Origin of the sequence: Anabaena sp. CCY 9910 (assembly GCF_963920875.1) — a bacterium.
Lineage (GTDB): Bacteria > Cyanobacteriota > Cyanobacteriia > Cyanobacteriales > Nostocaceae > Trichormus > Trichormus variabilis.
Genome location: NZ_CAWUDJ010000011.1, coordinates 117,939 through 138,774 on the forward strand (window position 1 = coordinate 117,939; position 20,836 = coordinate 138,774).

Annotated in this window: 24 protein-coding genes; 12 read left to right on the plus strand and 12 right to left on the minus strand. The window is 39.9% G+C overall.

The features are described from left to right. The first annotated feature begins 348 nt into the window (after nucleotides 1-348). The 5 genes from ACM5QX_RS11290 (at nucleotide 349) to ACM5QX_RS11310 (ending at nucleotide 4,961) form a co-directional block, all read left to right on the plus strand. Nucleotides 349-1,599 carry an ABC transporter substrate-binding protein gene (locus ACM5QX_RS11290; RefSeq protein ID WP_414753583.1) on the plus strand — a complete coding sequence of 417 codons (1,251 nt, stop codon included), beginning with the start codon at nucleotides 349-351 and terminating at the stop codon, nucleotides 1,597-1,599. 72 nt (nucleotides 1,600-1,671) lie between these two features. Then, nucleotides 1,672-2,622, plus strand: coding sequence for a branched-chain amino acid ABC transporter permease (locus ACM5QX_RS11295; protein WP_414753584.1), 951 nt, complete (start codon nucleotides 1,672-1,674; stop codon nucleotides 2,620-2,622). 11 nt (nucleotides 2,623-2,633) lie between these two features. After that, nucleotides 2,634-3,236 carry a Uma2 family endonuclease gene (locus ACM5QX_RS11300; protein WP_414753585.1) on the plus strand — a complete coding sequence of 201 codons (603 nt, stop codon included), beginning with the start codon at nucleotides 2,634-2,636 and terminating at the stop codon, nucleotides 3,234-3,236. Nucleotides 3,237-3,258: 22 nt separating this feature from the next. Beyond that, complete coding sequence (locus ACM5QX_RS11305; protein WP_414753586.1) at nucleotides 3,259-4,185, plus strand: branched-chain amino acid ABC transporter permease; 927 nt, start codon at nucleotides 3,259-3,261, stop codon at nucleotides 4,183-4,185. Then, complete coding sequence (locus tag ACM5QX_RS11310; RefSeq protein ID WP_414753587.1) at nucleotides 4,182-4,961, plus strand: ABC transporter ATP-binding protein; 780 nt, start codon at nucleotides 4,182-4,184, stop codon at nucleotides 4,959-4,961. The genes ACM5QX_RS11305 and ACM5QX_RS11310 overlap by 4 nt, the downstream gene beginning before the upstream one ends. Here ACM5QX_RS11310 and ACM5QX_RS11315 read toward each other — a convergent pair. After that, the gene (locus ACM5QX_RS11315; RefSeq protein ID WP_414753588.1) at nucleotides 4,943-5,266 is read right to left on the minus strand and encodes a DUF4351 domain-containing protein; all 324 of its coding nucleotides are present in this window, start codon (nucleotides 5,264-5,266) and stop codon (nucleotides 4,943-4,945) included. The two genes, ACM5QX_RS11310 and ACM5QX_RS11315, sit on opposite strands and share 19 nt — an antisense overlap. A gap of 218 nt (nucleotides 5,267-5,484) precedes the next feature. Here ACM5QX_RS11315 and ACM5QX_RS11320 point away from each other — a divergent pair, with 218 nt between their 5' ends. The 3 genes from ACM5QX_RS11320 (at nucleotide 5,485) to ACM5QX_RS11330 (ending at nucleotide 7,855) form a co-directional block, all read left to right on the plus strand. Next, the gene (locus ACM5QX_RS11320; protein WP_414753616.1) at nucleotides 5,485-6,231 is read left to right on the plus strand and encodes an ABC transporter ATP-binding protein; all 747 of its coding nucleotides are present in this window, start codon (nucleotides 5,485-5,487) and stop codon (nucleotides 6,229-6,231) included. A gap of 78 nt (nucleotides 6,232-6,309) precedes the next feature. After that, nucleotides 6,310-7,146, plus strand: a complete 837-nt coding sequence (gene dapB / locus ACM5QX_RS11325) for a 4-hydroxy-tetrahydrodipicolinate reductase (RefSeq protein ID WP_414753589.1) — start codon at nucleotides 6,310-6,312, stop codon at nucleotides 7,144-7,146. A 25-nt stretch (nucleotides 7,147-7,171) separates the two neighbouring features. Next, complete coding sequence (locus tag ACM5QX_RS11330) at nucleotides 7,172-7,855, plus strand: phosphate ABC transporter permease (protein ID WP_414753590.1); 684 nt, start codon at nucleotides 7,172-7,174, stop codon at nucleotides 7,853-7,855. A 98-nt stretch (nucleotides 7,856-7,953) separates the two neighbouring features. On the opposite strand, the gene ACM5QX_RS11335 is transcribed toward ACM5QX_RS11330, so the two are convergent. The 8 genes from ACM5QX_RS11335 to ACM5QX_RS11370 form a co-directional block, all read right to left on the minus strand. Beyond that, a complete protein-coding gene (locus tag ACM5QX_RS11335; protein WP_414753591.1) occupies nucleotides 7,954-8,574 on the minus strand; it encodes a precorrin-8X methylmutase in 621 nt (206 codons plus the stop codon). A 111-nt stretch (nucleotides 8,575-8,685) separates the two neighbouring features. Continuing rightward, entirely contained in the window at nucleotides 8,686-9,495 is an 810-nt protein-coding gene (locus tag ACM5QX_RS11340) for a TPM domain-containing protein (protein WP_011317357.1), read from the minus strand. A 248-nt stretch (nucleotides 9,496-9,743) separates the two neighbouring features. Continuing rightward, the gene (locus tag ACM5QX_RS11345) at nucleotides 9,744-10,289 is read right to left on the minus strand and encodes a hypothetical protein (protein ID WP_011317358.1); all 546 of its coding nucleotides are present in this window, start codon (nucleotides 10,287-10,289) and stop codon (nucleotides 9,744-9,746) included. A gap of 84 nt (nucleotides 10,290-10,373) precedes the next feature. After that, nucleotides 10,374-10,724, minus strand: coding sequence for a YtxH domain-containing protein (locus ACM5QX_RS11350; protein WP_011317359.1), 351 nt, complete (start codon nucleotides 10,722-10,724; stop codon nucleotides 10,374-10,376). 140 nt (nucleotides 10,725-10,864) lie between these two features. Beyond that, nucleotides 10,865-11,185, minus strand: a complete 321-nt coding sequence (locus ACM5QX_RS11355) for a hypothetical protein (RefSeq protein WP_414753592.1) — start codon at nucleotides 11,183-11,185, stop codon at nucleotides 10,865-10,867. A 92-nt stretch (nucleotides 11,186-11,277) separates the two neighbouring features. After that, nucleotides 11,278-12,279 (minus strand): glycosyltransferase, encoded by a 1,002-nt coding sequence (locus ACM5QX_RS11360; RefSeq protein ID WP_414753593.1) that lies wholly within the window; start codon nucleotides 12,277-12,279, stop codon nucleotides 11,278-11,280. 187 nt (nucleotides 12,280-12,466) lie between these two features. Beyond that, nucleotides 12,467-13,126 carry a DUF6391 domain-containing protein gene (locus tag ACM5QX_RS11365; RefSeq protein WP_414753594.1) on the minus strand — a complete coding sequence of 220 codons (660 nt, stop codon included), beginning with the start codon at nucleotides 13,124-13,126 and terminating at the stop codon, nucleotides 12,467-12,469. 423 nt (nucleotides 13,127-13,549) lie between these two features. Further along, entirely contained in the window at nucleotides 13,550-13,813 is a 264-nt protein-coding gene (locus ACM5QX_RS11370; protein WP_010996707.1) for a helix-turn-helix domain-containing protein, read from the minus strand. 524 nt (nucleotides 13,814-14,337) lie between these two features. On the opposite strand from ACM5QX_RS11370, the gene ACM5QX_RS11375 reads away from it, so the two are divergent. After that, the gene (locus ACM5QX_RS11375) at nucleotides 14,338-15,579 is read left to right on the plus strand and encodes a hypothetical protein (RefSeq protein ID WP_414753595.1); all 1,242 of its coding nucleotides are present in this window, start codon (nucleotides 14,338-14,340) and stop codon (nucleotides 15,577-15,579) included. 278 nt (nucleotides 15,580-15,857) lie between these two features. On the opposite strand, the gene ACM5QX_RS11380 is transcribed toward ACM5QX_RS11375, so the two are convergent. After that, complete coding sequence (locus ACM5QX_RS11380) at nucleotides 15,858-16,415, minus strand: peroxiredoxin (protein WP_414753596.1); 558 nt, start codon at nucleotides 16,413-16,415, stop codon at nucleotides 15,858-15,860. Between the two features lie 87 nt (nucleotides 16,416-16,502). Further along, entirely contained in the window at nucleotides 16,503-16,745 is a 243-nt protein-coding gene (gene sipA / locus ACM5QX_RS11385) for a regulatory protein SipA (protein ID WP_414753597.1), read from the minus strand. 415 nt (nucleotides 16,746-17,160) lie between these two features. Between sipA and ACM5QX_RS11390 the strand changes: the two genes are divergently transcribed. From ACM5QX_RS11390 to ACM5QX_RS11400, 3 genes are all read left to right on the plus strand, one after another. Beyond that, nucleotides 17,161-17,622: a hypothetical protein gene (locus ACM5QX_RS11390; protein WP_414753598.1), complete on the plus strand. Its 462-nt coding sequence runs from the start codon at nucleotides 17,161-17,163 to the stop codon at nucleotides 17,620-17,622. A gap of 97 nt (nucleotides 17,623-17,719) precedes the next feature. Continuing rightward, the gene (locus ACM5QX_RS11395) at nucleotides 17,720-18,634 is read left to right on the plus strand and encodes a hypothetical protein (protein ID WP_414753599.1); all 915 of its coding nucleotides are present in this window, start codon (nucleotides 17,720-17,722) and stop codon (nucleotides 18,632-18,634) included. Next, a complete protein-coding gene (locus tag ACM5QX_RS11400) occupies nucleotides 18,621-19,580 on the plus strand; it encodes a hypothetical protein (protein WP_414753600.1) in 960 nt (319 codons plus the stop codon). The genes ACM5QX_RS11395 and ACM5QX_RS11400 overlap by 14 nt, the downstream gene beginning before the upstream one ends. On the opposite strand, the gene ACM5QX_RS11405 is transcribed toward ACM5QX_RS11400, so the two are convergent. Continuing rightward, nucleotides 19,569-20,786, minus strand: coding sequence for an acetate kinase (locus ACM5QX_RS11405; protein WP_414753601.1), 1,218 nt, complete (start codon nucleotides 20,784-20,786; stop codon nucleotides 19,569-19,571). The genes ACM5QX_RS11400 and ACM5QX_RS11405 overlap by 12 nt on opposite strands. Nucleotides 20,787-20,836 lie beyond the last annotated feature (50 nt).

Genomic DNA, 20,836 nt, shown 5'->3' on the forward strand with positions numbered 1-20,836 from the left:
CTACGTTTTCATCTCCCAATACTCGTAAAATACACTTTAATTATCGGATTACTGTGCTTTGCAGTATTATAAACGAGATTCCCACAAAAAACGCGGGAAATCAATACGTAATAATACGTATATCCTGACAGATATTGGTTCCATATATACATTTATATTTTTAAGGACTGCGTCCAGATTCCCTCTCGAAGAAATTGGGGATATTGTTGCTGATGAATGATTTAGGACTGCTGTAGCGAAAAGATATTCTTATCCTGTATTGTTAATAACAGTTCAGAAACGACTTTCTCCCAAAGGAGAAAGATGATTTAATAAAACTCTCGTAAATTGTTTTATATCAACACAAAAATGAAAATAACTTTTGCGTATACCACAGTATTATTCTCTGCTTGTACTTTTTTTCTGGCAGCTTGTAGTGGTACTAACACAGACACAAATTCGACCAACAATTCTCCAAATAACACAACCAATACTACAACAAACGTTACTACAACAAGCGATAAAAATACTATTCCTATTGGCATTGCCCTAGCGCAAACTAGTAATGTAGCTCTACTTGGTCAAGAACAAGTCGCTGGAGCTAAAATTGCTGAAAAGTATTTCAATGATAAAGGTGGAGTCAACGGTACTCCAATTAAACTAATTTTTCAAGATACGGCTGGTGACGAAGCTGGAACAATTAATGCTTTTCAAACTCTTATCAATAAAGATAAAGTCGTAGGTATTGTAGGCCCTACATTATCCCAACAAGCCTTTAGTGCTAATCCTATTGCTGAAAGAGCAAAAGTCCCAGTTGTTGGGCCATCAAATACAGCAAAAGGCATACCAGAAATCGGTGATTATGTGGCGCGCGTTTCTGCACCCGTTTCTGTAGTTGCTCCTAATTCAGTCAAAGCTGCACTTAAGCAAAATCCCAACATTAAAAAAGTCGCGGTTTTCTTCGCTCAAAATGATGCCTTTAGCAAATCAGAAACCGAAATTTTTCAACAAACCGTTAAAGATCAAGGTCTGGAATTAGTAACAGTACAAAAGTTCCAAACTACTGATACTGACTTTCAATCTCAGGCGACTAATGCAATTAATTTAAAACCTGATTTAGTGATTATTTCTGGACTAGCAGCCGATGGTGGAAACTTAGTCAGACAGTTGCGTGAATTGGGTTATCAAGGTGCAATTATTGGCGGTAATGGTTTAAATACCTCAAATGTTTTCGCAGTTTGTAAAGCACTTTGTGATGGTGTATTAATAGCTCAAGCTTACAGTCCAGAATATACTGGTGAAATTAATCAGGCATTTCGTCAAGCCTACGTTGATCAATATAAGAAAGAACCGCCCCAATTTAGCGCTCAAGCCTTTGCCGCAGTACAAGTATATGTAGAATCTCTCAAAGCATTAGATACCAAGAACAAAGTTAGTAAAATACAGTTACCAGAATTACGTACAGAACTGAACAAACAGCTACTAACAGGTAAATACAATACACCATTAGGAGAAATTAGTTTTACACCAATCGGTGAAGTTGTACAACAAGATTTTTATGTAGCTCAAATTAAAATGGAAAAGGATGGTAGTCAAGGTAAGTTTACATTTTTGAAATAGAAAATTGAGAGTGGAGAGGGGGAGGGTGAAGAAAACTGTTGACAAATGACCAATGACTAATGACTAACTTAAATGGATATTAGTGTATTTTTCCAACAGCTATTGAATGGGTTATCTATTGGCAGCGTTTATGCAATCTTTGCCTTAGGTTATACATTGGTTTATTCCATTTTGGGAATTATTAACTTAGCGCATGGGGCAATTTTTACTCTGGGGGCATATTTTACTTATGCTCTTATGGGTGGTACGTTTGGGTTTAATGGTTTACTAGCTAACGCTACTCTGCCGATACAGTTACCATTTGCTATTGCATTGATTATTGGCAGTAGTTTAGCCGGTTTAGTAGGGGTGGCAATGGAAAGAATTGCTTTTCAACCTTTGCGAAAAAAAGGATCTGACACCTTACTAACCGTGGTTTCCAGCTTAGGGGTAGCAGTTGTAATTGTGAACCTAATTCAATATTTAGTAGGTGCAGAAAGTTATACATTTCCGGCAAATACTTTTGGGAGTTTACCCCCAGCCTTTAACTTTGGAACTTTGGAAAAGCCGATACCTATTCGTAGCGTACAGGTGGTAATTTTCACTGTATCTGTTGTAATTGTGGCTATTCTTACCTACTTTATTAATTGTACTAAATACGGTAAAGCAATTCAGGCGATCGCCGAAGATGCCACTACTGCCAGTTTATTAGGTATCAATAGCGATCGCTTCATTGTCTTAACTTTTTTTATCAGCAGCTTTCTCGCTGGCTTGGCGGGTACATTAGTCGCCTCTAGTGTAAGCATTGCAGGCCCTTATTTTGGTATTGGCTTTGGGTTGCGGGGTTTAGCGGTGATTGTTTTAGGAGGCTTAGGGAGTATTCCTGGCGCAGTGCTGGGAGGTTTACTAATTGGCGTAGTTGAGGCGCTTGTTCCCTCTGATTACTCTGGTTATAAAGACGCTGTAGCTTTCGGGATTTTGTTTATCATGCTATTAGTTAGACCCCAAGGATTATTAGGTCGTCGGTTTATTCAGAAAGTCTGAGGTAGAAAGCCATGACAGCAATCGCAAGACAAAAATTAACCTTTGATCAATTTCTCGATAAGTGTCCAGAGGAAGGTTTTTATGAACTTGTAAATGGAGAAATTATAGAATTGCGTTCAACTAGAAATCATGATGATGTTGCAGACTTTATAGCTGACTCTTTTAAAGAGCAAATTAAAAATTTTAAGTTGAATTATGTCGTTAAGAATACAGCCGTTTTTAGAACTACAAATTCTGATGGCATAGAACAAGGGCGCAAACCAGATGTTAGTGTAATTGATAGAGACTTATGGCGGTCAAATCGTTCATCTTATTCTGCACTTGAGCAACCAATTCAATTGGCTGTAGAGGTAACATCAACTAATTGGGAAGATGACTATATTGATAAGTTGGATGACTATCAAAGATTAGGTATTCAGGAATATTGGATTGTCGATTATTTGGCAATTGGAGACAGAAAATATTTGGGAACACCAAAAGAGCCGACTGTATTTGTCTTTGTATTAAATACTCATGGCAACTATGAGCGCACATCTTTTAAAGGTTCTGAGCGTATCATATCAGTCACCTTTCCTGAACTAACATTAACCGCAGAGCAAATATTAACCGCTTAAAGTTTTATAAAAGCAATTTAAAATGGCTGAATTTTTCTCCACCTATGGTTCTCTCATCGTCTCTATGGTTTTAGGAGCGCTACTGGGACTATCACTTTACTTACCTCTAATGGCTGGGCAATTATCTCTGGCAAGCCCTGGATTTTATGCTTTAGGTGGTTATATTGCTGCGATTTTATCAACTAAAATTTTTCAAACTAACAGCAATTTATTTCCGATACCGCTACTTTTATTAGAAATGTTAGTTGCTGCCGCAATCTCTGGTTTATTGGGAATAGCTGTAGGCATTCCGGCTTTACGTTTACGGGGAATTTATTTGGCGATCGCTACTATTGCTTTTGTGGAAGTTTTACGGGTTCTCTCTCTAAATTTAGATATTACAGGGGGGGCTGTCGGTATTTTTGGTATCCCTCAACCATTCTCCACACCAATCGAATATTTATGGATTGCTTTGCCATTACTATTAATTAGTATGGTGCTATTTTACCGTTTAGAACGGGTGCGAGTGGGTAGAGCTTTTACTGCCATTCGTGAAGATGAATTAGCAGCCGGGGCGATGGGGATTAACCCCACTTACTACAAAGTTTTAGCATTTACTTTAGGGGCAATGCTCGCTGGTATTGTGGGTGTGATTAGCGCGCACTTTCTTAATACTTGGAATGCTAGACAAGGGACATTTGATGCTAGTATTATTTACCTCACTTTTGTTTTAATTGGCGGTTCGAGAACTTTTTTAGGTTCAGTTGTTGGTGGTATGGTATTTACAGCTTTACCGGAAGTCTTACGCGGACTAGCCGATACAGGTGGTTTCCCTACTTGGTTAGCTCAATTTCTCCGAGATGGTAGGTTAATTATTTTCGGGTTGTTGATAGTTATAGGTACGATTTTCTTTCCCCAAGGTTTGGTAACTCCAGATATTTTTAAATTCGGTAAGCCTAAAAATAGATGAGCCTAGATAAAAGTAGAGTTATATTAGAAGCAAAGTCACTCACCCGCCGCTTTGGTGGTTTAATAGCGGTAAATAATGTATCTTTTACTGTTAATCACTATGAAATTTTTGGTTTGATAGGGCCTAATGGTGCAGGTAAAACTACACTGTTTAACTTAATTACAGCTTTAATCCCACCTTCCAGTGGAGAATTAATTTATCAAAATAAAGCAATTGCTCAACTACGTCCTCATCAAATTGCTAGTTTGGGCATAGCGCGGACATTCCAAAATATTCGCTTATTTGGGGAATTATCGGCACTAGAAAATGTGATAATTGCTCGTCATTTACATACTAAAAGTACTATATTTACAGGTGTTTTAGGATTACCACCAGCACCTAAAGAAGAAGCTCGCAGTAGGGAAAAAGCTTTAGAATTATTAGAGATGGTGGGATTGAGCGATCGCGCCCAAGAGAAATCCCGAAACTTTGCCTACGGTGATCAACGGCGCTTAGAAATTGCCCGCGCCTTAGCCTTAGAACCGCAAATATTACTACTGGATGAACCTGCTGCGGGGATGAATCCAAGTGAGAAACAGCAATTGAGTGAATTTATTCGTGAGATCCGCGATCGCTTCAATTTAACTATCATTTTAATTGAGCATCACGTACCCTTAGTCATGGGTTTGTGTGACAGAATTGCTGTATTAGATTTTGGGCAATTAATTGCTTTAGGTGAACCATCTGTAGTCAGAAATGATCCGGCTGTAATTGAGGCTTATTTGGGCAATGAATAAGTCTGCTGAAATTCTGCTAATGAACTAACAGCGATCGCACTATCCATCAGGTTTTCTAATCGCTCTACAGTCTCCCCTTCTAGCCTTGCTGCTAACTCTTGAGGAACTTCACCAAAACGCCGTTCTAACAGTCGGATTAATTGCCGTTGCATACCCTGCTGTAGTCCCTGCTGTAGTCCACGTTTTTCACCTTCAGCAAGGATTTCTTGATACCAAGGCGATTCTCGCAATATTGCCATATCCCACCTCATGATTTGCTGCACTAAAGGAGTCTCCAACACAAAGCTAGCAAAAAATGCTAGCAATGATTCTCTCGCGTTCACTAACCTGCTGAGATACTGAGTACACCACTAATAAAATTGGCCAATCTCCGCGCCCCTCCGCGTTTTCCTTCGCGCCCCTCCGCGTTTAAAAACATTATTTATCTACCTCACACAACTGGAAATATCTATAACTGGTTTACTAATTTTAAGGTATGTTAGATATTATGTCAGAACTCAATATTTCTGGATTTAAATCGCCGATGCACGCAGATGAAAGCCGATATGAAAATAGACAAGATTTTAAAATTTTAGAGATTCAGGAACTTGATGTTAATTATGGCGGTATTCAAGCTCTGAAAAAGATTAATTTAACTATTCAAAAGGGGGAAGTTGTTACATTAATTGGTGCAAATGGTGCAGGTAAAAGTACAACATTAAGGGCGATATCGAAGATAGTTACTCCTCAAAATGGGCAAATTATTTATAGTGGACGTAATATTACACGCCGTCTACCCCATGAAGTTGTGAAGTTTGGTATTGCCCATTGTCCAGAAGGGCGGAGGGTATTGGCAAAGCAAACTGTTTTAGATAATTTACTCTTGGGTGCATATATTCGCTCCAATCAAACAGAGATTAAAGCTGATATTAAACAACAATTTGAATTGTTCCCCAGACTAGCACAACGACAAAATCAACTAGCTGGAACTCTCAGTGGAGGAGAACAGCAAATGTTGGCGATCGCTCGTGCTTTAATGAGTAGACCACAGCTTTTACTTTTAGATGAGCCTAGCTTGGGTTTAGCACCAGCGATTGTGAGAGAAATATTCTCGATTATTGAAAATCTTCGTGCCACTGGTGTGACTATTTTACTTGTAGAGCAGAACGCTAATTTAGCGCTACAAATCGCTGATAGAGGATATGTTTTAGAAGCTGGTTCTATTACCTTATCAGGTGCAGCATCCGACTTAATTAATGATGAGCGCGTGAAAAAAGCCTACTTGGGTTGATTATATTGCTGAGATCATTTACGTGGAAAAACTGATAATATCTGTGGGGATTGGTAATCGGTAAAATCAGAAAGAGTTATGACAAATCAAGCTCCTATCCCAGTTATTGTTAATGGTGCTGCTGGCAAAATGGGACGTGAAGTAGTCAAAGCAGTAGCCCAAGCACCAGACTTAAACTTATTGGGTGCAATTGACAGCAGTCCAGAACATCAAGGTAAAGATGCTGGAGAATTAGCGGGTTTAGGTGAACCCCTGGAAGTTCCCATCACAAACCAACTAGAACCAATGTTGGGTTATGTCGCAGGAGAAAGACAGGGGCCACCAGGGGTCATAGTAGACTTTACTCATCCTGACTCAGTTTATGATAATGTGCGCAGCGCGATCGCCTACGGCATTCGTCCCGTTGTAGGTACTACAGGATTAAGCCCAGCACAAATCCAAAATTTAGCTGATTTTGCCGAAAAAGCCAGCACAGGTTGTCTGATTATCCCTAACTTCTCCATAGGTATGGTGTTGTTACAACAAGCAGCCGTCACCGCATCACAATATTTTGACCACGTAGAAATTATCGAACTGCACCACAATCAAAAAGCCGACGCACCCAGTGGTACAGCCATTCAGACCGCCGAGTTACTAGCAGAATTAGGTAAAACATTTAACTCTGCTATTGTGGAAGAGACGGAAAAAATACCTGGAGCTAGAGGTAGTTTAGCCGGAGAAGGAATTAGGATTCATAGCGTCCGCCTACCCGGACTCATAGCCCATCAAGAAGTAATTTTTGGCGCACCAGGACAAATTTATACATTACGCCATGATACAAGCGATCGCGCCTGCTATATGCCAGGAGTTTTACTTGCGATTCGCAAAGTCTTACAGCTAAAGTCGTTAGTATATGGTTTAGAAAAGATCCTTTAAACTCCAAACTCCCCATTCCCCACTCATGTTAGTTCCACTGACTCGCCAGAAATTTGAACAACTAATTCCTTTAATTGCCACTGGCCCGCAGTATAAGTACTACTGGGGAAAGTTTTCCAACTTTTTGCAGCGCCTGCTAGCTTCTGTAGTATCCGTAGTTGTGATTCTCCTGATTAGGTCAGTTTTTCGCTTAGAGTTTGGCCTTATCGTCTTCTTTTTGGGTGTATTCGCCGCCTTTTTTTGGATGTGGTACCCCGTACTTCAGGCTAGCCTACGCAATGCAAAATGCCGCCGTTACAAATACAGTGGCTTTTTCCGTGGGCGCATTTTGGACTGGTGGATTACAGATAAGTTGATGGGTAAACAAGAAACCGTCAACAGCAAAGGCGAATTGGTAATCGTCGAAAACAGAGAAAAACGGATCAACATTGAGGTAGGCGACGACACAGGATTTAGTGTCGAGTTAGAAGCACCCCTACGTCCTGTCCATAAAGCCATTGCCCGTGGTCAAATTGCTGAGATGATTGTCTTATCAAATCGTCCTGATTTGAGCAGAATCGAAGAATTTAGCGATGTTTATATCCCCAGCCGCGACATTTGGGTAAACGATTATCCCTATCTACGCAGGGATTTCTTTAACGAAGTCAGCAGCCGTTTACGCCCAGCCCGACAAGATAAACCACGCCGCAGACGCAGAACTGAGGAGTAGGGAGAGAGAAGAAGCAGGGGAGCAGGGAGCAGGGAGCAGGGAGCAGGGGAAATTTTGAATTTTGTAGGTTTAGCTTCCCGTAGGCTATTTTGAATTGATCACTCCCTCTTCTGCCCATAAGCTTGCCAAGCCAAGTCTATCAAACCATCGGCGATCGCAGCTGCTACGACAGCATTGCCTTTACGGCTGTCGATTGTGATATTAGGGACTAAGGAGTCTTGCAAACGCCTTTTAGCATCTTCCATATCTACTAATCCTACAGGAGTAGCAAGAATCAAAGCCGGACTAATCTCTTCTGCTTCAATTAAATCCACTAATGTAGTTAAAGCTGTTGGCGCTTGACCTACTATAAAAATACCTTCTGGATAGCGTTTAGCTAAAGTTTCAATTCCCCATGCAGCGCGAGTTTTTTCTATTTGGGGACGAGTCGAAGCTTCTGTACTACAAAAAACTGGGTTAGCAAAAGTCTTTTTAATATCGTCAGCAATACCTGTTTGCACCATCGGTACATCTACCACAATAGTAGTCCGTGCTGCCAATGCTGCTGCACCCGCTTGTAAAGCACGTTCAGAAAATCTGATTAAAGACTTATACTCAAAGTCAGCCGTAGCGTAAATTACGCGGCGAACAATTTCATATTCTGCTGGCGAGAACACATGATCGCCAATCTCACTATCGATAATTGCTAAACTTTGAGCATCACTTACGTGCCATTCCATTGCTATTCAATTCTCAGAGACTAGCTTTCAGCTTATCAGATTAAAGATTGGAGCTTAGAGGCTAGTAATATATTTTTCCCTATTCCCCAATCCCCAATCCCCAATCCCTATCTAAGAATTAGCATTAGACGAAGGACGACTAAACACAGGGGATAGATAAGCCACTAAACCCCCAATGAAGAAACCAGAGAAGTTGCGGACTAGAGGTAGCCAGTCACTTGTACGGGTGACTACAGGCCCAATACCAAAGGCTATAAACAAAATTCCCCATAATGGTGAGAAAATTAAAGCCCATTGCCAAGCAAAAATTTGTCCTTCCTTGCGTGGTTGTCCAGCAAAGCCACAAATAACTCCACCAATAACGGAAGTAATTAAGGTTAAAATCCATTGTTCCCTGGGTAGACCAGGTACAACGTTACAACCACCTTTAAGTAAACAGCCTTTAACTGAATCTAAAGCTTGTAAAATCGCTTGGTCTTCACCTTGTTCTCGGACAAAATACAAATTCCCAAAGCGGGTTTGTAGTTCTATCCAAAAAGTCCGGGGTAACAGTTCATAAACTGCATCACCAACGCTAAAACTGAGGATGTTCCCGCCACGGGAGTCAGCAACTAGGAGAATGCTTTTATCATCCAAACCCCAATAATTAATGACAGCCCTACCCGGAGTGCGGTCATACTGAGTCAGTACGCGTAGTTTCCAACCAGTATCAGCCTCAAATTGCTCTATGTCTTCGACTAGCTTTTCTTCTTGCGGATCTGGGAGTGATTTAGCTAAGTCTACAACTGGTGTGAAAAACTTAGGTAATAACTCAGGATTGTCGTAAGCCAGCGCAGAGGGAGAATTTATTACCCAAAGTGACCCAGCCAAGAAAAATACTGTAATAGATACTAAAATTCGTCGCCAAAAACGAGACTGCATGGACGTTCTTATACAAATATCAACAGTAAAAGTGAACAAGTTACTTCAAAAGAGTATGAGAAAAGTGATAGTTTGTTACACTTGTTTACTTTACTCTAATCTTAGGGATGAAAGCAAAGATTATTCTTGGGGATTGGGCTTTGGGGAATTAAGGAGAACTACAGACTCTGGAATATGTACAAGCGGTACAAATGTTTTAGGGACATTGCACAGCAAGAAATATGTATAGACCTTACACTACAAAGTCTTTAAAGAAATTCCTCATCATCAATGCCGTTGTTCCAGTTAGAAGCTTCACTGTAACCATCATGACTCCGGTATACTTCTGCTTTGGGTAGGCGATTTTCTGATTTCAACGCTTCTCGTTCTCGGAGAGCAAAAGAGGATGGTTCTGTAATAGATAAACGCTCAACTGCTCGTCTTGTAGGTTTTTGTCGGGTAAAGGTTTTCCAAGCGGTTTTGACACCAACAAATATGCTGCGTGTGCCTACTTGCAGATTTTGAGCTTGTTTTCTTGCACCATCTAGACTTTGATCAACTTGTCTTGCAACCTGACTGGCACTTTTGACACCTTCGCTAACATCTTCTGTTAAATCTGTAATTTCCAAGCCTGTTGTGCGGATGGCTTCTAGTGTAGGTGGTAGTTCCCTTGAGAGCGTATCAAATAACTTTTCGGCACTGCGGGCTGCCCGTGCTAATTCCTGCAAAGCGGGTATCGCTGCTACCAAAACAGCAGTCAAGCTGGTAGCGACTAAGACAATTGACAGTCCCAACCAAAACAGGGGTTCAACCACGGCAATAAAAATTCAAATAATCTACGACTAGGCTTGTACCTACACAGGAAAACAAGGTTTACTGTATGTATTTATGTTTCAGAATTATGGGTTTTCTAATTCTTGAGCAAGAGAATCAGCGTCTGGGGTAGCTTGTTGGCGTTTCAAGACTTGGCTTTCGCGCTGACTAGCATCCATACCAGCTGCGATCGCATCCCGTAATCTATCTAGAGTTTCATCCCAATTTCGCAAAGCGTTGGTAGACAGTCTATCTGCTTGAATTTGTACACTTGTTGATAAATCTTCTGCTAATTCGGGGATTGCATCAGCAGACTTTTTCAAAAGTTTACGAGTTTCGCGCCCTGTGCGTGGAGCAGCAAGTAGCCCTGCTAAAGCACCAATAGTAGCTCCCAGCATCATACCGCCAATAAATGTTCCAGAACGGTTATTAGACATCTTATATTGTTTCTCTCCTTACAGTTATTTTAGGTGGTTTTCGCCTTTTGAAAAACACCAGCAATTTTATCTGATTAATCTAGCGTGACAATATATCAACAAAAAATGTTGCTTTTATGCCTGATCTGATTCTACAGAATTTATTTTTCCGACATAGAAACTGGTTTGCGAACATAACGCCCCCAGGTACGTTGACCGAGCAATAATAAACTCACAATTTGCCTGGTTTGCTGAATTTGACTCTGTAAGCTTTGGTTACTCAACCGCAGATTCTGAAGATTTTGCTGGCCAAGATAAATATTTTCCGGTGCCTTATATAGTAAATCATGACTACAGCGCTCATAATCGATGAGGCGATCGGCGATAAACGCTATCAGTCTTTTCAACTGCCAGACTCGCCAAGCTACATAAAGTAGTATTACAGAAACAGCAGTATTAAAAACTACAACTACTATTACCATTTTATTTTACGCCTTGTCTCTAGAAAACGGGTTAAGTGAGTGTAGCTTTAAGAATCAGATTTGACTAAGCTTTAATACCTTACTAAAATTCCCTACAAATCTCGAAAATATTTCTTTTGAAATTTATTATATATTCTATTGATAAAAAGCTTCATTAACCTCACTTTTGTTAAACTGGGTATATCACCTTCTTGATATTGTCTATGGTCAAAAAATTCGTTTATTTCCATTAGAATCACTTGCAAACGTTTCAGAATAGTTTCAACCCGATACTCAACGAAGAAATCTTCAGATAAATTTGCCGAGGCGGAAGAATCTATCACCTTGAGAATACGTTGAACATCGTATTCTTGGGAATAACCAGAGATTTTATGACAATTAAAACCAGGATCTAAATAATCTGATAGTCCACCATTAACACTAGAAAAAACCTGACACCCACAAGCTAAAGCTTCCATTGGCTGTAAACCAAAACCTTCACTAACATTCTGTTGCGCCCAGTATTCCGCAGAATCATAAAGATAAACTTTAGTGCGGTTAAACAGCCCAGGTAAATCCTCAACATAAGAATTAACTACCTCGACCTTACATTTTTCCTTTAACGCTGGAATAAGTTGTTTTATCAGATATTCAGAAGATTTTCTTGCCTGAACTAAAACATCTATATCTCTTTCTGTATGTAAATTTCTAAATTCAGGACTAATCTCATTTGGTAAATAATAAATGAGAGAATTGGGTGATTTTTGTCCCCAATATCCCAGGGTGTTACGACTCACAGTAATAATAGGAATACTTGCAGGTATGCTGAACTTATAACCTGCACTATGAGCATGATAAACCACATTGTATTGCTTGAGTTTTGCCGCTAACTTGGCTATGTCAAAACCCCAGCTAATTACAAAGATTACGCCGTCCAAATTTTTCTCTTTTAACAGTTCATCAAGAAATAACTTCCCGACTTCTCTTTGACGGTAAGTTACAACCTCGGCATGACAAATTTGTTGCGCCAATTTAAATGTTTTTAACTCTGCCCAAAGACCACCACAAGCAAATTTGCCGTCAGTTCCTGGGACTAAGAAATAAAGTTTTCGCATGAAGTAATGGGTACTAGGGATGAGGATAGTAACTAATTACCAAAGAAAAAAGGATACAAGCCCCTAAATTTATTTATGGAGAAGAAAAAAAGTGAAACAGCATTAATTCAAGCCCCCAGATTTATCCGTGAGGTATTTAATTTTGAATTTTGAATTTTGAATTTTGAATTGGAGCGCAGCGACTTGACTAATGACTATCTCGCCATGTCACCTTAATAAAATGCCCTTGGCGACCCCAAACATCGCGGGAAATAGTAATATTGTCTACTGCCAAGTTAAAAGGAATCGCAGTGGTAATGTATCGCTGTGCTATTAAGCCTAAATCGGGTGCAAGTTCAGATGCGGTGGTAGCTGCCAATCCTAAACCTATCAATTGTTCTACAGGACGGAACGGTAGCATGAGATTTACACCCACTGCCAGTCCAGCAGCCAACAGCATAGTCACTGATAAATTCGTACCGCACCGGGGGTGTACAGCTAAATCCCATTCACCATTGGTCAGGCGGTGGAGGGCAAGGGTGACAGCACGCCGCAAATCGCTAATATTCACCTCTCCGTAGAGGTAAAAGCCTTGGTCTGTAGACAAACCACCTAGTAGTTCGTTATCAACTTGAACTGGGCTTGGTCTACTGATAGGCGTTTGAGTGTTTCTAGTTTCACTCAAAACCCAAACTGTGGCGTGTTCGAGGGCGTGAACTTGCCGCAACATCAAGATTTCTTTCAACCCTGGGATAAAAGACAGATTTTTGAGTAGGTCAGCATCCTGTTTTGGTTGAGGTGTCGTCAAGTCAAAATTTAGAAAATCAAAGGGAGACGAGCTACCTTGAACATAAGCAGAGGTATCCATAAGAACACTGCTCCCAAGTTGATGGAGCAATATAGATTTCTTACAAATGTAACGCTTGAAGCTAGGGATTGTTGCTAATTTTTGTTGATGATTTTTTCAAGGTCTATTGACATGAGTTTAAGTCGCCGCCCATCGAGTCTAACGTGATGCTTCGTTAAGCGCTAACGCTCGTACCAAAGTGGAGGTCTGAAGGAATAATGGTTTTAAACACTTACCCATTATCCCTCATACCTTTATCACCACTCTGTCGAGCAATAACTGCTTGATGTTGACGTTTATCAGACTTGCGCTAGAGGTTCACAAATGAAAGATGCGTGAGGAGAAAACAATCAGTAAACCATCAAAATTATCTGTATTACCAGACAACATTCGTCGCTATGCTAGATGCACAGAATGGCGTTTGCCACGCGCCATTAATTTTTGTCAATCGTTCTGGTTTGGTAGAGAACAGCAGTTAACGTCATTCAAGCAGACTTTACCCCACTGTAAAGCCCATCGGACAAGCGCTACTCGGTTTTCCGTTCGTGTCTTGTCGAGGATGTTGCTAATGTGATTATCAACTGTGCGTTTGCTAATTTCCAGTTTTGCTGCAATCTCTTGGTTAGTTAAGCCAGCGGCCACTAAGTCGATAATTTGCAGTTCTCTGTCTGACAGAGTAACAGGGGTCTGAGACTCGCCACCAGCCATGAGTTCTTTTTTCCTCCGTTGGTATATGTACTTATCACCTTTCTTAATTCTAGAAGATTCTTCTGGCTGTAGGGATTTCAAGTGTTAGCTGTAATACAATTGACAATATTTTTTTTCTTTTTTAAAGGAATGATAATTTAATTAAATTTTCTATATATGTATTAAATAATATATTCAATATGCAAGATATACTTAATAAATTCTATTTTTAGTGCGTATTTTTTCAGCGTATACATATAAAATATGTATAAATAATGTCTTGGTTTGGGAAAAAACAAGTATATCCAGGGTTGATAGCGTAGAAATTGGGTTTTGCGGCTTTTATCTTAATTGAAGATATATGTGACATTTGGCACTTTTTAATAAAAGTTCTGGCGTTGCCGATTAGTAAAATGATTGAATTGGTTCATTTTCTGTGATTTGGAAACTCCTGCACTCCGATACTGGTCTTCATACTAATACTTCAAGATTGCCTGTTTGAGCATCTGCATCACATTTAGAGTATCATTTACTACATTAGATATATGAAATTTAGCAACCTCAGAAATCCTTGTATCTTGATGATAATCAGCTTGAGTTTTTTACAGGCTGCTGATGCCCGAACTCCTGTAAGTCAAGCATTCCAACTATCTCAGGAAGTAGCAACATTGCGAAAACAGGGGACAAAGGGGTTGCAAGTGTTTCTTAAATCCCATAGTAATCAACTTAATAACCCCCAAGTCAGAAAGGCTTTAGATGCACTCTGCCAGCAACGAGACTGTTATGCTTCTCGTCTTTACTGGTACACTGACATAGAACAAGCTAAAGCAGCAGCTCAGGCTAGTGGTAAGCCGATTTTATCTTTACGGTTGTTAGGTAAGCTTGATCAGGATTTGAGTTGTGCTAATAGTCGATTCTTCCGTGTTGCATTGTATCCCAATGCACAAATTTCTCATCTGCTGCAAGACCGTTTTATTTTACACTGGCAATCAGTACGCCCTGTACCAAAGGTGACAATCGACTTTGGTGACGGTCGGAAACTAGAACGGACGGTTACAGGTAATAGCATTCACTATATATTGGATGGGTCTGGTCGCCCTATTGATGCTATACCTGGACTTTACAGCCCTACAGCTTTCTTGCAACAACTACAACAAGCTGAATTAGTAGCCCAAGAATATCGCCAGCTTTCTGTTGCCAATCGTGATGCTTTTTTAAAAAAATATCATAGCGATCGCCTGCAAGCAATCCAAACCCAATGGACGGCAGATTTATCTCAACTGGGAATTAATTCTTTTCCCCGTTTAACACAATCACCAAATAACACGAGTCAGCCACCAACAGCAGAGTTAGCAGGTTCTTTGGCAGTTTCTAAGATGGCAGTGGAACGTCCCTTACTCAGGACTATTCAGCCTACTAACAATCGAGAGACGTTGGCAAAAATCACAGATGAGGAATCTTGGAACAAAATCGCTCAACTTTACATAGCTGATACTAAGCTAGATCAAAACAGCATTGCTTTGATCAGAGCTAAAACTAAAGCAGCTAATTTACAGAAATTGGTAAAAAACTTTGAGTCAGCAATGGCTTTAGATACAGTCAGAAATGAATATATGCTACACAGCCAAATTCATCAATGGTTTGTGGAAGGTAATCAGACTAGCAATGTGGCAATACTCAATGACAAAGTGTATGCTCAACTGTTTCTAACTCCTAGTTCTGACCCTTGGTTGGGACTTGCACCTGATGACACATACAGCGCTATTGATAATGATGGAATCCGTTGATTATTCTCTGTTTTTAAGCTAATAAGTCTAGTTTTTGCCGTTATTTTTCAGTTATTGTGTTTTTAAGTTGCACAATCGATCGTGAGGGCTGTTAACTGTTGACAGTTAACGGTCAACAGCCCTGATTAGTAGTTATGCAATTTAGGCACCCATTAGTTTAACTAAGCAGATTAGCTTTGGTCTTGCTTTTGATGTGATACCGATACAGTTGCAAACATTAGTGTTGAAAGTCCCCTGAGAAAGGGGAGGTTTTAAACCCAAATTTTCGGCAACAAAGTTCAAGAAGCTGCGGACTGCAATTTTTCCAGTCGAGCCAAAACTTCTGTACTATGAACAGACGGGTTAACTTTGACAAAAGTCTCCCGGAGAATACCTTGTGGATCAATGATAAAGCTATGACGCATAGATACAAAACCGATCCAAGAACCATAGGCTTTACTAACTGCACCATCAGTATCAGCCAACAAAGGAAATTTTAGACCCTCGGAATCACAAAATTCAGCATGGGAGTCTATATCATCAGCGCTCACACCAATAATCTGGACATTTTTATCCAGATAGGTTGGTAAATCTTGCTGAAAACGACGAGCTTCAATCGTGCAACCAGATGTAAAATCCTTAGGGTAAAAATACAAAACCACCCACTTACCCCGGAAATCAGCAAGAGAAAGCTTACCATCACCTGTATTGGTAGGTAACGTAAAATCGGGTGCAGGTTGGTTAATAGCGGGGAGTTTGCCCCCAAGAGCATAGGCAGTAGGGGCAAAATTTAACCAGCTAATGACAGCAAAGCAGCTGACAAGCAAAATATGCAGAAAATTGCGTCGGGAAATCATGATGTAAACAAGAATGATAACTTTACACAAGTTTACAATTCTTGGGGGATGGGGGTATAGATATTCCAGTCCACAATCCTTGTACCTTTACACATCATGATTTTCTGGAAGCTTATCCACACTTTCGATGTATTGGCTATCGATGAGAAATGCACCTTTACTAAAGCGGACACCCCAATATCCGCCAGGACGACGGTCAAGTACAATGCCTTCTTCGCCAAGTTGAATCACATCAGGGGGGCGTAGCATGGGCATGGGGTCTGCGGTTTTGATATAGGGCGGTAATGCCACAACACGGACTTTACTACCGACGATAAATTCTTCAGACATATGATTCGTAAGAAACGAGAGTCCCAGTAAGCTATTGTGATTTGAAGTTGCACAATCCATCGTGAGGGCTGTTGACTGTTGAGAGTTGACAGTGAACAGTTACCAGTTAACAGCCATGATTAGTAGTTATGCAACTTAGACGCGCATTAGCTTATCTCCACAATACCGGGATTCTGAAGCCTTCAATATTCTCTTTTGTAGGCAATTAATTGACATTACTTCAACTTAAAAATTTTCGCTACACTTTTAAGTTTTAAGTGCTATGTTATACTCCTAGCGAGCAAGCATCATCGAATATGTGCTGAACTCATTTGTTAAATTTACTTAATTTTAGGTGGATAAAGTTAGTAAAATTTCCAACATCACTTAGAATTAAACCTGATCTGCTCTTAAAATCTTCGTTTTTTATAACATCATGGAAATTACCGTCACTGAAGAATCAGTAAAGAAAAGTAAAATTCTGAAATCAGAAAAAGATGATTTCCAGTCAATAATTACGCATCTTGATTCTAACAACTTAGATGCTAACAGAATTATTGATGCTATTAAGTCAGCGATCGCTGAAGTTGTGGAACTGGAAATCACTACTTGGGTAGCAGAGCCATCAACGCAATTAGAGGAAGAACTACACAACATCACCGAAATTGCTAAACCAGGAAACCGAATTTACACCAAAATTAATTTGATCAGTGGAGATATAGAAAACGAAGTGGGTAGCCAGTTCTTGGCTAGTGGGCCTTATGCCGAACTACTGAATTTCCATTTAGTTCAAGTGAAAGATAGTCGGGAAATCATGCAGAAGAATATAGAAAGCGTCCAGAAAATATATAAAATTTTGATGGAAATGTATAACTCTCGCAAAACAGTACAACTGTAAAAGGCGTTGTAGATTTGAGAGTAAATAATTAGCCTCTACTTCTACTACAGGTATCACTTAATAACAAGATTTGCCAGAATAATAAAGGGTAATTGCTATGCAAAATAAGACTCAAGGAATGGACGCTCTTGAGAATAAAAATGCGCGTGGTGGTATATTAAGTAATGGTAGTAGATCCACAAATAGTAATCAAACAAAAGATACTATTGAGATTAAATGTAGGAATTTATTAGATAAATTTGTTTCATCTGTACAAATATTAGTTGATGATATTACAGCCTTAGAAGTCAATACTATGGTTGTTCATAATATTACTGGGACTAAATTTAGTGCGTGGGAAGCTTATCAAGAAATTTATTCCATACATGATAAAGATTATTTTAAAGTAAAAGGAATTCCTGACGATAGCCCATTACGAGAGCGTTATCAACGTCTCTTCGCTCAACTTGAGAGAGAGTATTTTTATATAATTATTGAGGATGAGAGACTGCACAACAAAAAAGTAGAACAATATCACAGGCGCTTGGCATTTCTTAAAGAAATTAAACAAGGAAATATAGTTGAATCAGACCCTCGATATGTAGAATTAGCCCGCCCTATATTACCTTCTCCCTCTCCTGTTATTGATGGTGGAGATCCAGACAATCGTAATGAAAATCGGCAACAAGAATGGGAACAAAATTGCCAAGAAATTAATGCGCTTTTGATTAACGATAAATTTGTGCGTACTCTGCGGAAGATTTCTGAATTGAAAGCCGCTCTTGATGGTGGGGATGTGACAAGTACTAGGACTGATACTATTTACGCTCAAACTGTTATGCAGTTAGATGGAGATATTATCACTCGATATCATAAAGACCTGTTCAGTTTACCAGAAGAAACAAAAAACTTGATCCTGCAAGTTCACAATGAAGGTGTAGTTACTGGTGAAAAACAATGGCATGGAATACTAGATTTTATGATTAATTTGGTAAGAAACATGGCAAATTTAGCTGTCAATGGAAGACAATAAGATCCAAACAAATAATCCTACTGATGTTATAATTGCTATTTCCTTGCAAATTCCCCAAGGCAATACTTTAAAACTTCAGGTTGAGCAAAATGATTATAGTTTTTACCTGAATCAGCAAGTCGTAGAACAAATTCAAGAAGCTAAAAGCAAAGGTACTGCTCTGGAAATTCCGCTAAAGCTTTTGCTACCTCTTTGGTATTACAGTTGCTTTAGTCATAATGTTGTATCAACAAACAAAGAAGAAGGTGGGGCGAGGAAAACTGTAACGAAGTCTTATATTATTTTTTTAATAAATATTTTGCAAGCCTTTTGGAGTAAATCTCTACAAAATAACGCCTCTTTACAACCTGGTTTTACTTTCACCTCTTATTATCAGCCAGAGCAATTACAATCTGTTGATACTCATAAACAAGAACGGGTTTTGCAAAGCGTTGTTTTGTTTCATGGCGATATTTTTCACAAGATTAAATGGGACTTGCTAAATAACAATTTTGATTGCCAGAAAATTGTTGCCGCTCACTATTGGCTCATAGAACAAATTTTAGGCGCTTTGAGGAATAAGTTAAATCTATTAGTTTGGGAAATAGCGGCGATTGTACCTGCTGGTTTTTTGGCTTATAATTCACATTCGGTGAATGGATTAACATCAATAATAACTTGGATAGGTGCGACTATAACAATAGCTTTTAGCCGCCCTGTATTGGTAAAGATTTTACGAAGATTTACTACTCTTAAAAGCGGAAACTTAGATAATTGGGCGTGGGCTATAGTTTGTAGTGTTTCTGGTATTATTTTTTATGGTTTTGAGGAGTTGAGTGATATTTACTTATTGTTGTTGCTAATTCTTTCATGGTTGACACCAGAAATTGTCAAACGTACTTTACGTTATATCTGGCCACAACTAGGTAAATTCATGATACGCTCACTCTCCCGCTTACCTATTTAACAAATGCCAACATTGTTGCGCGATCGCCCAATCTTCTTGAGTATGAATTACTAACACCCGTACTGTAGAATCAGCAGTAGCGATATCTATATCTACTGGTTTGTTTTGGTTCTTTTCTGGGTCGAGTTTTAACCCCAAAAACCCAAAGGCTTCACAAGCTGCTTGGCGAATACCTGGGGATTTTTCCCCTACGCCGGCGGTGAACACCAACACATCCAAACCCCCCAAACTCGCCAACATGGAACCAATCCCAGAACGCAGGCGGTGTACGTACATATCCCACGCCAGTTGAGCGCGGTAGTTACCTTGGGTAATGGCTTCTATCACCTGGGGTAAATCACTGGACACGCCAGAAATACCGCGTAAGCCGGAAGCTTTATTTAAAACATAGTCTAATCTTTCGGCAGAATAATCTGATTGTCGCATTAAGTGAACAATGATCCCCGGATCGATGGAACCGGAACGACTACCCATCATCAACCCATCTAAAGGTGTGAAACCCATTGTGGTGTCAATACTGCGACCATTTTTAATTGCTGCCAAAGAACAACCATTGCCCAAATGACAAGTAATTATCCGCAGAGATGCCAAATCTCGACCAAGGATTTGAGCAGCACGAGCCGAGCAGTATTGATGGCTGATACCATGAAATCCATAGCGGCGGATACCTTGTTCCACCCATTCAAAAGGGCCGGGATAAATAGCGGCTGCATCGGGTAGAGTGGCATGGAAGCCAGTATCAAAGACGGCTACTTGGGGAACATCACCCAAGCTTTTTTCGATGGCTTCAATACCTTCCAAGGCAGCAGGATTATGGGCTGGGGCAAGGTTAGATAATTTAGCGATCGCCTGTTTCACTTCATCAGTAATAATTACACTATGGCGGTAATTTTGCCCACCATGTACCACCCGATGTCCCACCACATCGATTTCGGATAATTGACCGATGACCTTAGTTGTACCGCGACTGAGAGTATAGAGCATATAGGTGACGTGTGCTTGGCGAGAATCACCATAAATAGACTCATGCAGTGTTTCACCTCCAGCTGTTTTAACCTCAATTTCCGCCACACTTCTATCTTGAGTCCAGTTAACTTTCCCTTCCCAAAGCGGTTGGGGTGCTTCCGTCAGGAGAGCATCATCAGGAATTTCATATAAACAACTCTTTTGGCTGCTCGAACCAGCATTCAAAATTAGTACTTTCATTACTTTTTCGTGATTCAGGTTTGTGAAGCGTGAACTATATCATTTCCTAA

Bases quoted from the DNA above. Each gene is read 5' to 3' on its own strand.
- ACM5QX_RS11360 (WP_414753593.1), bottom strand. From the start codon at position 12,279: ATGCGAAAACTTTATTTCTTAGTCCCAGGAACTGACGGCAAATTTGCT.
- ACM5QX_RS11355 (WP_414753592.1), bottom strand. From the start codon at position 11,185: ATGGTAATAGTAGTTGTAGTTTTTAATACTGCTGTTTCTGTAATACTA.
- ACM5QX_RS11320 (WP_414753616.1), top strand. From the start codon at position 5,485: ATGCACGCAGATGAAAGCCGATATGAAAATAGACAAGATTTTAAAATT.
- ACM5QX_RS11340 (WP_011317357.1), bottom strand. From the start codon at position 9,495: ATGCAGTCTCGTTTTTGGCGACGAATTTTAGTATCTATTACAGTATTT.
- ACM5QX_RS11380 (WP_414753596.1), bottom strand. From the start codon at position 16,415: ATGATTTCCCGACGCAATTTTCTGCATATTTTGCTTGTCAGCTGCTTT.
- ACM5QX_RS11390 (WP_414753598.1), top strand. From the start codon at position 17,161: ATGGAAATTACCGTCACTGAAGAATCAGTAAAGAAAAGTAAAATTCTG.
- ACM5QX_RS11365 (WP_414753594.1), bottom strand. From the start codon at position 13,126: ATGGATACCTCTGCTTATGTTCAAGGTAGCTCGTCTCCCTTTGATTTT.
- ACM5QX_RS11330 (WP_414753590.1), top strand. From the start codon at position 7,172: ATGTTAGTTCCACTGACTCGCCAGAAATTTGAACAACTAATTCCTTTA.
- ACM5QX_RS11290 (WP_414753583.1), top strand. From the start codon at position 349: ATGAAAATAACTTTTGCGTATACCACAGTATTATTCTCTGCTTGTACT.
- ACM5QX_RS11305 (WP_414753586.1), top strand. From the start codon at position 3,259: ATGGCTGAATTTTTCTCCACCTATGGTTCTCTCATCGTCTCTATGGTT.
- dapB (WP_414753589.1), top strand. From the start codon at position 6,310: ATGACAAATCAAGCTCCTATCCCAGTTATTGTTAATGGTGCTGCTGGC.
- ACM5QX_RS11375 (WP_414753595.1), top strand. From the start codon at position 14,338: ATGAAATTTAGCAACCTCAGAAATCCTTGTATCTTGATGATAATCAGC.
- ACM5QX_RS11400 (WP_414753600.1), top strand. From the start codon at position 18,621: ATGGAAGACAATAAGATCCAAACAAATAATCCTACTGATGTTATAATT.
- ACM5QX_RS11395 (WP_414753599.1), top strand. From the start codon at position 17,720: ATGCAAAATAAGACTCAAGGAATGGACGCTCTTGAGAATAAAAATGCG.
- ACM5QX_RS11295 (WP_414753584.1), top strand. From the start codon at position 1,672: ATGGATATTAGTGTATTTTTCCAACAGCTATTGAATGGGTTATCTATT.
- sipA (WP_414753597.1), bottom strand. From the start codon at position 16,745: ATGTCTGAAGAATTTATCGTCGGTAGTAAAGTCCGTGTTGTGGCATTA.
- ACM5QX_RS11405 (WP_414753601.1), bottom strand. From the start codon at position 20,786: ATGAAAGTACTAATTTTGAATGCTGGTTCGAGCAGCCAAAAGAGTTGT.
- ACM5QX_RS11310 (WP_414753587.1), top strand. From the start codon at position 4,182: ATGAGCCTAGATAAAAGTAGAGTTATATTAGAAGCAAAGTCACTCACC.
- ACM5QX_RS11370 (WP_010996707.1), bottom strand. From the start codon at position 13,813: ATGGCTGGTGGCGAGTCTCAGACCCCTGTTACTCTGTCAGACAGAGAA.
- ACM5QX_RS11335 (WP_414753591.1), bottom strand. From the start codon at position 8,574: ATGGAATGGCACGTAAGTGATGCTCAAAGTTTAGCAATTATCGATAGT.
- ACM5QX_RS11350 (WP_011317359.1), bottom strand. From the start codon at position 10,724: ATGTCTAATAACCGTTCTGGAACATTTATTGGCGGTATGATGCTGGGA.
- ACM5QX_RS11300 (WP_414753585.1), top strand. From the start codon at position 2,634: ATGACAGCAATCGCAAGACAAAAATTAACCTTTGATCAATTTCTCGAT.